Source organism: Fructilactobacillus sp. X7R9C1 (assembly GCF_059901005.1).
The window spans coordinates 43121-55937 of record NZ_JBWXVG010000006.1 but is presented as its reverse complement, the minus strand read 5'-3'; the positions used below and the strand labels follow the sequence as shown (position 1 = coordinate 55937).

Below are 12817 nucleotides of genomic sequence, written 5' to 3'. Positions count from 1 at the left end.
CAATCATTTCACTAAATTCAACTACTTAAAATACTGCTGAGAAAAGTTGACGACTTTTTGCGTATACGTATCTGGATCCTGACTCCGACCTTCAATATGTCCAGCACCCTTAATGATCCAGATTTGTTTTGGACCAGCATCGTTCTTGTAGTTCTCATAGGCATTTTTAACGGGGACAAACTTGTCAACGTCACCGTGAATGATAAACAACGGAATCTGGTTGTGCTTCAGGGTCTTCTTTGTGTTCCCATCATTCATGTTATACTTCGCAAACATTCGTACATAGAGATTAACGGTCGGAACCAGTGGAAAACTCGGAATGTTAAATAGCCGCTTCAATTGGCCACCCAACTCCCCTTCGACACTGGCATAACCACTGTCTTCAATCGCAAACTTCACGTTACTTGGCATTTTTGGTAAAGAGTACATGACGGCCGAAGCTCCCATACTCGTGCCAAACAGACCTAATTCACCGTCGGGGTGGTTATAATTGAGCACTCGAGCCCACTTTTCTAGGTTAGTAGCGTCTTTGACACCGTAACCAATGTACTTACCACCACTGCCGCCAAACGACTGGTTATCCGGTGCAAGAACATTATAACCGGCATCATGAAAGATTTTTATAAAGGATTCCATCTCTTCACTATTACTACCGTACCCGTGAACGACAATCATCGTCTTGTTGGTTGGTTTTTCCGATGGGACGTATCTAGCAACTAGATTGGTCCCATCACTCGCCTTTTCGTGTAGAACCTGTGCGTGATTATCACTAAACCACTCGGTATCGGGCGTCCCAGCATTTTCGTTGTACAAGCTGGCTAGTCCCGTCTTCCCAAAGGCAAAGTTAAACAGGAGATAGCCAACCGCCAAATCAAGGATGATTGCGAAAATGACAAAGAAGAAAGCCGTCACTCCAGTCCATTTCAGTATTCTTTTCATTGGCCTTGCTCCTTTCTAATTGATTTTCACTTTTAAAAATGATTTTAATAAGTCTATGTACTATCTTAGTGGAGGTCAGACACAATGACACAAAAAAGGTTTAGTTTAGTGAAAAATTAATGAAAATAAAATACACCTATGAAAATTAATAAGTGTATTTGTGCTTGTATAAGGATAAAATTATTAATTAGTTAATATGTTTATTTATTAGAATTGCTATCTGAACCTTGCTGGCTCGAATCCTGCTTCTCAGAATCTGGGGTAACGTCCTTCCAATCACCCTTAGCTCCATCATCGTTAATCAAGTTCGTCTTAAGCGTACTAATGTTAGTAAATACCTGCCACATGATAATGGCCATTACAATGTGTGAAATCCATCCCACAATTGGAATGACTGCGATTATTGACAAGACAATCCCAACGATAAATCTTGGTTTGATGTTATTCATCTCAGCCTTAACTTTACCATCACTGAGTGAGCTCACCATCTGCGAACTGATGATGAAACAAGTAATGTAGAGACCTAATAGCACCAGTAGTGGAACCCAAAGCATGCTAACAATGATGATCCCGCCAAGAATTGGGAACAACAAAACCGTTTCAATAATTGAAATTACTAGGGTTAGAACATACAAGAAGTCTAACTTTTGAACAATATCTGATTTCTTCATAAATTCCTCCAATTAAATCTTTTCTATATTATTATTTTACCCTAAAATCGAATTCATTTGGGGAAATTAATCGTGATACAATTGGTGTAATTGCTTAATGGAGATGAACAACTTGCCGAAACGCACACACCACATTGATTTTTCAGACATTCGATACGTTCTCTTTGCAACCATTATTGGAACGTTGACGGGTGCCGTAATTGCGTCCTTTCGTTACCTAATCCAGGTCGCTTTAAAGTGGTCGCTTACAATTTATCATGGACTTGACCACAATCTCAATCTTCTGTGGTTGGTAATTCCCACTTTCTTACTCATCTCAATCGTGACCGGTCTTATCATGAAGGGCGATCCTGACGTTAAAGGCTCCGGGATTCCACAGGTTGAAGCTCAACTTGCGGGCAACATTGAAACTAATTGGGTCTCTGTCTTATGGCGGAAATTTGTCACTGGTGTCCTAACCGTTGGAACCGGAATTTTCGTTGGACGAGAAGGACCCTCCGTTCAGTTAGGTGGTGCCATTGGTCAAGGAATTGCCCAGGGATTTAAAGAAGACGGTTCTGAGCGGCGATTGATGATTGCGACCGGAGCAGCCTCTGGACTGTCGGCCACCTTTAGTGCACCACTGGCGGGGACGTTCTTCGTCATGGAGGGCGTTTATCGCAATTTCTCCCCTGCCGTCTGGCTTTCGTCACTCACGGGGTCAATCTGTGCAAACTTTGTTTCCTTAAAAGTTTTCGGCTTAAAACCCATTCTGCCCATTTTCTACAGTCACATTTTTCAACTGCAGAACTACTGGCAACTGATTATCCTAGGTATTATTCTGGGTGTCCTAGGCTACGTCTATAACCTAGGTCTACTGGACCTGCCAAAGTGGTTCGCTAAGATTAAAATTATTCCATGGTACTTTATGTGTGCGATTCCGATTTTACTAGTTATTCCCGTTGGAATGTTCTTTCCGACCACCATCGGAAGTGGTAGTCGGGTCATCATGACCGTTGCTACCCACAACGTGCCCTTAACCGCCATCTTTGTCTTCTTAATCGTCCGGTTTGTCTTCGGATTAATTACGTATGGTGCTGGAATTCCAGGTGGCTTCTTCATGCCAGTCTTAGCCGTTGGATCACTGATTGGTGCCGCTTACGGTGGCTTTATGTCACAGACTGGACTACTTGGTTCCGGGTACGTCAATAACTTGCTGATTTTCGGGATGGCCGGATACTTTGCGGCCGTTAGTAAGGCGCCTTTCACCTCCATCATGTTAATCACCGAACTGGTCGGTAACACCAAGAACTTCATGGCGTTAGCGCTCGTGGTCCTTATCTCGTACGTCGTGGTCGACATGCTGGGTGGCCAACCAATCTATCAAGCCTTAGCGGAACGATTGACAGCCATTAAGACGTATTTCAACGCTGACAGCAAGACGGACAAGATTCAGGTCCCGGTCTACGAATTCAGTTCAATTGAAAACAAATTAGTCAAAAACATCCACTGGCCGAACCACTCCATTCTAATCACGATTAGTCGGGGTAATCTCCACATCATCCCCAATGGAAACACCCAGATTAAAGCCGGTGACACGCTGATCGTTCTCGCTCATCGAGACAACATCGGACCAGTTAAGAAGCAGCTGGTGAAAATGGCGATGGAAATTGACGAATAAAAAGACATGCATTACATAAATATGTAATGCATGTCTTTTATTACTTAGTTTTAACTTCTTCAGGTTCAATAGCTTTTAAATCAGTTGTATCAATTTCTTTTAACACAAGACGTCCCTCAAGAATCATTTTATGAAGTATATTTCGTCCCTTTTGAGTTCCTGTTGATTCACCATAAGTGTTTATAAGTTTATATACTTCTTCAAAATAATTAGATTTAATTTCATCTTCTTTACGTTCATCATAAATTGAATAACAAAATACTAATTTAATTGAACTATTATAAATATCATAATGATCAAAAATTGTTTGAAAATATGAATAATCAGCAGGAGCTAATGAATGCCCATAAAAATAAATATTTTCAGGATCATCTGGCAAAATCGGTTCTTTATTATTCGTAGATCTAGTCATGATCCGATATGTTTTACTGAATTTATAAAAATCGTCGTCATTTCTTATTAAGTTAGCATCAACTCCAATAATCGGTTGTGATGTATCTCCATGGATATTATCCACCGTTGAATCTTCAGAAAATGGATTTGTATAATTAAAATCTAAAATATTAAATTTTCTATTATGTGAAATATTTTTCTCTATTCTTTTTAATAAACTTATTGCTTTCTGTTTATATGGCTCATTTTCGATAGATTCAATATATTTTCCTAAATTTTTTTCAAATTGATTTAATTGATCAAAAATAAAGTCTATAAATTTCTTATCTGAATAAGAATCAATTTGATAATTAAAAGTCATTACTATAATAAACAACATTACCAAAGATTTATCTTTATAACTACTGCTTAATTCTGAAACTAGCTTTTGATCTTTCTTTTCATACTTTTCTTTATCAAATGCAAATCCGTATGACATTGAATCATATAAATTATCTTTCAAAACTTTCAAATGCTGCATCACTAAAATTAAATAATTACAATTGCTATTGTTATTGATAAGATTATATAAATTCGTTTCCACATCAGACCAATTATTATTTAATATCTCATTAGTTAAAAAATATACATCAAAAAGTGATATTTTACTATTTTTTATTTTATTTTCACCAAGTAATGGATAATCTGCATAAGGAATTACTTTTTTATTGGCATATAAACCGTAAATAAATTGAATCATAGGAACATCTAAAAACTTATTATGGTGCGACTTATTTTTCTCTGTTAGAATTGTACTTTTTAAATTATTAACATAATCCTCAGTACTAATTTTTTCTCCTTCCTCTTTTTCAATTAAAGTTTGTTTCTCAATCCAATTAAAATAATCATTAAAACTACTCTTCAACCCACAAGCTAAATCAAATCCATTCCCAATAATTAATAAATCCTTTGGTTTATCTCCATACATTACTATACTTTCACTCCTATCATAATGTGATCATTATAACTTAATTTCATTTAAAACTATAATTTGATTTAGAATATAATAACCAAAACACAAGCGTTGAAAACGATTACATAACCTGCTAACCTTAAATTAAGAGTTGTAACTACAAGGTATATTTATGAAAGTTGGTGCACACATGGAAAAGAACGTTTTAGGAATCGACCTCGGCACGGGATCGGTCAAAGTCACTGCTGTCAACAAGCTTGGTGACATTGTGGGACAAGAATCAACGGAGTATCCGAATCCGCATCCCAAACCAGGTTGGAGTGAACAAAATCCCAATGACTGGGTGAATGGTACGATTGCGGCCATCAGAAAACTAGTCAATGATGACAATGTTGATCCAGAGTCCATTAGTGGAGCTAGTTTCTCAGGTCAAATGCATGGACTAGTCTTGTTGGACAAAGATAATCAGGTCATAAGACCAGCTATCTTGTGGAACGACACTAGAACCACTAAACAACGCAAAGAGATTGAGGATAAACTGGGCAAACGATTCGTTGAAATCACCGGTAATCAACCACTGGAGGGTTTTACCATTACAAAACTCCTTTGGGTCAAAGAAAACGAACCGGAGAACTGGGCGAAAGTAAAAACCTTCCTCCTACCAAAGGACTACCTGCGCTTCAAGATGACTGATAACATCGCGGTCGACTTCTCTGACGCCACCGGAACCACCCTCTTAGACATTCACGATAACAAGTGGAGCCTTGAAATCTGTAAGGCCTTAGGTATTCCCGAGAAAATCCTCCCGCCACTAATTCAGTCCATTGACTACGCTGGAAACGTCATTCCCGACTTCGCCGATCAAGCCGATATGTCAACCATTACCAAGGTCTATGGTGGAGCCGCCGACAACTCCGCTGGCGCGGTTGGAGCGGGCATCATGTCACCCAATAACGCGCTAGTCAGTGTCGGAACCTCGGGCGTAGTCCTACATCACGAGGTCGATCTCTCAACCGACTATGGTGGCCGCCTGCAAATGGAAGACCATTCCATTCCTGATACCTACTATTCAATGGGTGTCACGCTGGCCGCGGGTGATTCATTAACATGGTACAAGAACACTTTCGTCAAGGACGAAGACTTTACCGAGATGACTAATGAAGCCGGTAAATCTCCGATTGGAGCCAACGGTCTCTTATTCACTCCGTACATTGCTGGGGAACGAATGCCTCACGCTGATTCGCAAATTCGCGGGAGCTTCATTGGAATTGACCGCACCCAGGTCCGACGCGACTTCACTAGAGCCGTGATGGAAGGGATCACCTTTAGTCTCAATGATATCCTTACCATTTACGCCGAAATGGGTGCGACCATTGATCACGTGACCTCAATTGGTGGCGGCGCTAAAAGTTCCGTCTGGACCCAAATGCAGGCGGACATCTTCGACAAACCCGTCATCACCCTCGCAAACGAACAGGGACCTGGCATTGGAGCGGCCATGATTGCGGCTGTCGGACTTGGTTGGTTCACCGGCTTTCCCGCCTGTGCCGATCAGTTCATCAAGTTCGGTAAGACCTACGAACCAATTGCCGCTAACGCTGATAAATACGCTAAGATTTTTAAAATCTATCAACAAATTTATCCCCAAACGAAAAAAATTAGTCATGAATTACAGGATTTACGTTAATTCAAACCCCAAAATAAAAGGAGGTAGCCTAGGCTGCGTCCTTTTTACTAGTGAAACGAGTTTTAATTAATCCGATCAGAGCCGGAAGTAACGTAATCAAGATAATTGATAAAATCACGGCCGAAAAGTGTTCCTTAACGAACGGAATGTTGCCAAAGAAGTATCCGCCACCACAACATAGTGCGACCCATGCCACACATGCGGTAATGTCATACTTCACGAACTTTTGGTAACTGTAGTCACTGCTGGCAGCGACGAACGGAACAAACGTCCGCACAATCGGCATAAACCGACCAAGTAGGATGGCCCATGAACCATACTTATCAAAGAACTGATGAGCTTTCTCAAAATCCTTGGGCTTAATGAACCGGCTCAAATGCCTATTGTCAGTAATGGCTAGGCCAACTTTTCTTCCCAAGAAGAAATCCAGTGAGTCCCCCAAGGCGGACGCCAGAAAGAACAAAATTACAAAAATCCAGATGTTTAAATCATTGGTGCTAGCAGCGGCCAAGGCTGCGGCCGCAAACAAAAGTGAATCACCCGGCAGAAATGGCATGATCACGGCGCCGGTTTCGATGAAGATAACCGCAAACAGGATCAGATAGGTCCAATTGCCAAACATGTTGACGAGTGTGACTAGGTGGTGGTCAATGTGAAGCACAAAATCGACTAAAAAACTCATATAATTAATCCCCACTTAAATTTAGTTATTTTATAATTTTACCAAAATGCCGCTAGTAAGGATAGCCACGGAGCACCCATCAGCTTCTATTTAAACTAAAATTAATGAATATCAAAAAGACGACTGAACTATCTGAAAGTTCAATCATCTTTTAATTTTTCCAAATTTAATTACAATTTCGGTTGAATCAGTAAGATGACCCCGATGACTGCTACTACCAAGATGGCAATCGCAAAGTAGCGTTCGTACTTACCAAAGATTGGTTGACCAGGTGCGTACTGTTTTCTCGCGTACATAAACAGTGGGATTCCCAAAGCGTAGATCACGAAGGCAATCGTCAGGTATTCCAGTCCGGCGGCGTAGCCCATGAAGATGGTTCCTAAAATTGCAAGCGCTGAAACCAAATAGGCACTCTTTCTAGAAACGGATAGCTTGTGCCCTTCAGGATTGAAAGTTTTCTCATTGCGACTAATCTTGAACAGGTACATCATCGAAATCAGGTACGGTGGCACCGTCATCGTTCCCACGATCGTCAGCGTGAAATTGAAGGCGCGACCAGCAAAATGGGTAAAGATAATGATTAATTGAATAACGATAACCGTCATGAACAACGAGTGAATCGGAACGTTGTTCTTGCCCATCTTTCTAAAGAACTTCGGGAAGGTCCCATCCATAGAGGCTGCTCGTGGCATCTCGGAAAGTACCAAGACCCACGTCAACCAACTGGATAAGACGGCCACAATGACACCAAAGGTGATGATTAAGCGTCCCAGTGGTCCCAAAACAATCTGCATCAAGGCCCCAGTTGACGGACTTTGCAGGTTCGCTAATTGACCGTAACTGCGTAAGCCTAGTGGCAAAATTGACACCAGCGCGTACAGTACCAAACAAATCAAGAAACCGTATTTAGTGGCCTGCCGCACGTCCTTTTGACTCTTAGCGTTACTTGACAGAACCACGGCTCCTTCAACCCCAGAAAAGACCCACATTGTGGTCATCATGGCATTTCGGACTTGGGAAAACAAACTCCCCATGGCCTTGTCATTAACCTTTGGTAACGTCTGAGACGCAAACATGTTAGTGGAAAAAGCGTGCCAGTTGAAGACCACAATCATCGTAATAATGAAGATGGCCACAATCGTCAGCATGCAGATCGTCCCAAAGATATCGACGTGGCTGGTAACCCGGATTCCCTTTAAAATTAGGTAGGTCATCAGCCATAACACGATGGTGCCACCAATAATTGAGATCCAGTTATTGCCACCGGTAAACGTTCCAGGCCAGAAGGCATTTAACGTTGACATCAGTAAGACCGAGTACGCAGCGACGGCGAATGACTGACAGATCCAGTACCCCCAACTTACAAAGAAGGCGGTAAAGTTGCCAAAGCCAGCGTGGGCATAATGATACAAACCAGTGGTGTACTGCGGTCGAACCTCTGACAGGGTCATAAACGAACGCACAATAAACCAGATAATTAATCCCGATAGCACCCAAGCGATGATTTGGGCAATTGCTCCGGCATGGAGCGCCATGTTTTGCGGTAAATCATAGATTCCACCACCAACCATCGCTGATAGTACAAATGCGGTCAAACCAATGGTTCCGACCTTTTCTTTTTTACTACTCAAATCCTCACTTCTTTCATCTTGAATTAAAAGAAAAAGGCGATATTATTCGCCCTCCTCTTGATAATTAATCCATTCGCATAATGTTTTTACTATTTAATTTCTTGGCTTCTTTAATCTGACTCTTCATGCTTCGACTCTGAAAGTTGACTTCAACGGAATTCCCGTCGTTACGCAAGTCTTCAGCGGTTTTTAGGGCCTTATCAAGAATCTGATTCTTAACGTCAGCTTCCTTATCTTTCACGTCGGTCGCAATGAAGTAGTCAATCGAATCACTGTCATCGTTAGAGTTCACGATGGTTGCCAACCGTTCCTCACCAAAGGCAAAGCCAACGCCTCCGGTATTTTCAGGTCCCCCGAACTCTTCCACCATGTGATTGTATCGGCCACCGGCACAGATCGTGGTGTAATCGTCTCCGAAGCTCGGATCCTTGGCCATGATTTCAAACACCGTATCAGTGTAGTAATCAAGTCCGCGAACCAGTCGATCATCAACGGTGTATGGAATGTCTAAAGCATCAAGGGCCGATAAAACATCATTAAAGTATTGTTTGGATTCATCCGTTAAACTGTCTTCTAATTTCGGAGCGTCAGCAACTAATTGTTGGTCCCCCTTGTCCTTACTGTCCAAAATCCGGAGTGGATTCTGTTTTAAGCGCCGTTTGGAGTCTTCACTTAATTGGTCCTCATACTTTGAGAAGTAAGCTACTAGGACGTCATGGTAACGTTTCCGACTCTCTTCGTCACCCAACGTGTTGATTTCAACCTTTAAATCGTTGATATCCACGCCCTTGAAGATGTCTAGGGCTAACGCAATCGTTTCAGCATCAATCTGGGGACTGGTAGCTCCGATTGATTCACACCCAATCTGATGAAATTCCCGATTATGAGTGGCCCCCGGACGTTCGTATCTAAACATCGCTCCCATGTAGAAAACCTTAACGGGCTTGGGATGTTCTGGTCCAAAGAGTTTATTTTCAACGAAGGAACGGACTACTCCAGCGGTTCCCTCTGGTCGTAGTGAGATGTCTCGTCCACTTTTATCCTGGAAACTGTACATTTGCTTGGTGACGATATCCGAACTATCACCAGAAGTTCTGGTAAAGACGGGGGTTTTCTCAACTAGCGGAGTGCGCATTTCATGAAAGTCGTATCGAGCGAAAACGTCCCGCGCCGTATCTTCGATTCGTTGCCAAACACTGGTCTCATCAGGCAAAATGTCTGACATCCCTCGCACTTTCTTAAATTTGTCATCCATAATATTCCCATCTTTCTATTAATTGTTTAATTAAAATTCTGTCAAATAGATATACGTAGATTTTACCATTATTGAATTACTCTGTCTTGTCCGTCTTTATAAATCAGTCAAGCGCCAACTACATATGATTAAAGTTAACCAAAGAAAAATTGTTCGAGTTGTCATTGATGTTGCAACGTTTTTTATGGTATTCTATTAACAATTTATATAAAACTGAACAATAGGAGGAGTACGATGAAGGATTGGAATTATAAATTCGGGAAACAAGGATTAACATTTGATGATGTTCTCTTAATTCCTGCAGCAAGTGACGTGTTACCAAACCAAGTTGACTTAAGAACAACCTTAGGTAAGAACTTAAAGTTAAACTTACCCGTTCTAAGCGCAAGTATGGACACTGTCACAGAGGCACCTTTAGCGATTGCGATGGCTCAAAACGGTGGACTCGGCGTAGTTCACAAAAACATGAGCGCCAAAAAGCAAGCAGCTGAAGTTAAAACGGTTAAAAATGCTGAAGTTACCGGTGCCAACGCTGCAGTTGATGACAATGGTCATTTATTAGTAGCGGGGGCCGTTGGGGTAACTAACGATACCTTCGATCGAACTCAATTATTATTTGATGCCGGGGCAGACGCCGTCATCATCGATACCGCCCACGGTCATTCCAAGGGTGTATTAGAAAAAATCGCTGAAATCAGAAACAAGTTCCCAGACAAAACTTTGATTGCCGGAAACATTGCGACCGGTGCTGGTGCCAAAGCTCTCTTTGACGCTGGTGTTGACATTGCCAAAGTCGGCATTGGCCCCGGTTCAATTTGTACCACCCGCATCGTGGCCGGTGTGGGAGTTCCCCAAATTACCGCTGCCTTCGATGCCGCCCAAGTTGCCGCCGATTACGGCAAGCAAATCATCGTTGACGGTGGGATGCAGTACACCGGAGACATCGTTAAGGCGCTCGCAGCGGGCGGAAGTGCCGTCATGCTAGGAAGTATGCTGGCAGGTACAACGGAGGCCCCTGGAGACGTTTATACGGGTGCTGACGGCAAGAAGTACAAAGCATACCGTGGCATGGGCTCACTGGCAGCCATGGAAAATGGTTCTTCTGACCGATACTTTCAAGGCAAGGTCAAAGAAGAAAAGAAACTCGTTCCAGAAGGAATTGAGGGTCAAACCCCTTACAAGGGTGACGTCTCAACCGTGCTGTTCCAGATTGCGGGTGGCCTTCGTTCTGGAATGGGTTACACCGGCTCTCATACCATTTCCGACTTAATTAATAACGCTCAATTTGTTAGAATTACTAATGCAGGACTACGCGAATCACATCCCCACGATGTGCAAATCACCAAATCCGCACCAAACTATTCAATCGATAAATAGGAGGAATTTGATGGCAACTGGTACAAAAAAACGTGATTATGATGAGATTTTAGTTCTCGACTTTGGGAGTCAATACAACCAATTAATCACCCGTCGCATTCGTGACATGGGCGTTTATTCAGAACTAAAACCACACACTATCACTGCCAAAGAAATAAAAGCGATCGCCCCTAAGGGCATCATCTTTTCTGGCGGTCCCAACAGTGTCAACGGCAAAGACGCTTTAGACGTCGACCCCGAGATTTTAAACATGGGCATTCCGATTCTGGGAATCTGTTACGGCATGCAACTATTGGCCCACGATTTAAAGGGTGGTCAGACCACCACTGCTGACGACAGTCAGTACGGTCCTGCAGAAATCAAGGTCACAAGTAATGATTCTGGTACTTTTAAGGGACTAGACTCCGATCAAACCGTTTTAATGAGTCACGGAGACTTTGTGACCAAAGTGCCAGATGGTTTCAAAGTAACTGCCACTAGTGAACAGTGTGCCATTTCTGCCATGGAAGACCCTGACAAAGACATCTATGCCGTCCAATTTCATCCCGAAGTTAACCTCACAAAACAGGGGAACCAAATGCTGCACAACTTCGTCTTTGATATTGCCCACGCTAAGGATAACTGGTCAATGGACGACTTCATTGAAGATGCCATTACAAACATCAAGGAAGAAGTTGGCGACAAACGTGTCTTACTGGGTCTCTCTGGCGGAGTTGATTCCAGTGTGGTCGCCGTTCTCTTACACCGGGCAATTGGGGACCAACTCATCTCCGTCTTCGTTGACCACGGTCTGTTGCGAAAGAATGAAGCCCAACAGGTCTTACACACTTTGGGCGATGAATTTGGCTTAAACATTGACTTTGTCGATGCTAGTGACGAATTCTTATCCAAACTAAAGGGCGTCACCGATCCCGAAAAGAAACGTAAAATCATCGGGAAAGAATTCGTCGACACCTTCTCAAAGGAAGCCCGCAAATTCAAGGACGTTGATTTCTTGGCCCAGGGAACCTTGTACACCGATGTGATTGAATCCGGAACGGATACTGCGCAAACGATTAAGTCCCACCATAACGTTGGTGGACTACCTAAAGACCTCAAGTTCAAGTTAATTGAACCATTAAACAAACTCTTCAAGGATGAGGTCAGAGAAATCGGTGAAAAACTGGGAATGCCAGACGAGATGGTTTGGCGGCAACCCTTCCCTGGTCCCGGTCTTGCTATCCGAATTATCGGTGACGTAACTCCTGAACGATTAAAGAAGGTGCGTGATTCTGACGCCATTCTGCGTGACGAGTTCAAAAAGGCCGGTCTGGACAAGAAGGTTTGGCAGTATTTCACTGCCCTTCCTGGGATTCGGACCGTTGGTGTCATGGGTGATGAACGAACCTATGACGAGGCCATCAACATTCGTGCCGTTAATTCCGTTGATGGGATGACCGCTGAATTTGCGGAAATTCCGTGGGACGTCTTGAGTAAGGTCTCATCACGAATCGTCGATGAAGTTCCCGGGATTAACCGCGTACTCTACGATATTACCGGGAAGCCACCGGCAACCATTGAGTATCAATAA

The 12817-nt window shown here is 42.7% G+C and carries 10 protein-coding genes; 4 read left to right on the top strand and 6 right to left on the bottom strand.

Annotation, left to right across the window (positions count from 1 at the left end; genetic code table 11):
- Positions 1-21: 21 nt before the first annotated feature.
- Together AC6UD0_RS05295 and AC6UD0_RS05290 are read right to left on the bottom strand one after the other, a co-directional pair.
- Positions 22-939 (bottom strand): alpha/beta hydrolase, encoded by a 918-nt coding sequence (locus AC6UD0_RS05295; RefSeq protein ID WP_500708361.1) that lies wholly within the window; start codon positions 937-939, stop codon positions 22-24.
- A 200-nt stretch (positions 940-1139) separates the two neighbouring features.
- Positions 1140-1610: a hypothetical protein gene (locus AC6UD0_RS05290; RefSeq protein ID WP_500707638.1), complete on the bottom strand. Its 471-nt coding sequence runs from the start codon at positions 1608-1610 to the stop codon at positions 1140-1142.
- A 112-nt stretch (positions 1611-1722) separates the two neighbouring features.
- Here AC6UD0_RS05290 and AC6UD0_RS05285 point away from each other — a divergent pair, with 112 nt between their 5' ends.
- Entirely contained in the window at positions 1723-3270 is a 1548-nt protein-coding gene (locus tag AC6UD0_RS05285; protein WP_500708359.1) for a ClC family H(+)/Cl(-) exchange transporter, read from the top strand.
- A gap of 40 nt (positions 3271-3310) precedes the next feature.
- Here AC6UD0_RS05285 and AC6UD0_RS05280 read toward each other — a convergent pair whose 3' ends face one another.
- Positions 3311-4630, bottom strand: a complete 1320-nt coding sequence (locus AC6UD0_RS05280; RefSeq protein ID WP_500708358.1) for an AbiH family protein — start codon at positions 4628-4630, stop codon at positions 3311-3313.
- 175 nt (positions 4631-4805) lie between these two features.
- Here AC6UD0_RS05280 and xylB point away from each other — a divergent pair, with 175 nt between their 5' ends.
- Entirely contained in the window at positions 4806-6302 is a 1497-nt protein-coding gene (gene xylB, locus AC6UD0_RS05275; RefSeq protein ID WP_500708385.1) for a xylulokinase, read from the top strand.
- Between the two features lie 28 nt (positions 6303-6330).
- Here xylB and AC6UD0_RS05270 read toward each other — a convergent pair whose 3' ends face one another.
- The 3 genes from AC6UD0_RS05270 to hisS all read right to left on the bottom strand — a co-directional run bounded on the left by AC6UD0_RS05270 (position 6331) and on the right by hisS (position 9870).
- The gene (locus tag AC6UD0_RS05270; RefSeq protein ID WP_500706165.1) at positions 6331-6984 is read right to left on the bottom strand and encodes a VTT domain-containing protein; all 654 of its coding nucleotides are present in this window, start codon (positions 6982-6984) and stop codon (positions 6331-6333) included.
- Between the two features lie 170 nt (positions 6985-7154).
- Positions 7155-8615: an amino acid permease gene (locus AC6UD0_RS05265; RefSeq protein WP_500708357.1), complete on the bottom strand. Its 1461-nt coding sequence runs from the start codon at positions 8613-8615 to the stop codon at positions 7155-7157.
- Positions 8616-8679: 64 nt separating this feature from the next.
- Positions 8680-9870: a histidine--tRNA ligase gene (gene hisS, locus AC6UD0_RS05260; RefSeq protein ID WP_500696356.1), complete on the bottom strand. Its 1191-nt coding sequence runs from the start codon at positions 9868-9870 to the stop codon at positions 8680-8682.
- A gap of 234 nt (positions 9871-10104) precedes the next feature.
- On the opposite strand from hisS, the gene guaB reads away from it, so the two are divergent.
- Positions 10105-11247: an IMP dehydrogenase gene (gene guaB, locus AC6UD0_RS05255; RefSeq protein ID WP_500693290.1), complete on the top strand. Its 1143-nt coding sequence runs from the start codon at positions 10105-10107 to the stop codon at positions 11245-11247.
- A 10-nt stretch (positions 11248-11257) separates the two neighbouring features.
- Positions 11258-12817 (top strand): glutamine-hydrolyzing GMP synthase, encoded by a 1560-nt coding sequence (guaA, locus tag AC6UD0_RS05250; RefSeq protein WP_500708355.1) that lies wholly within the window; start codon positions 11258-11260, stop codon positions 12815-12817.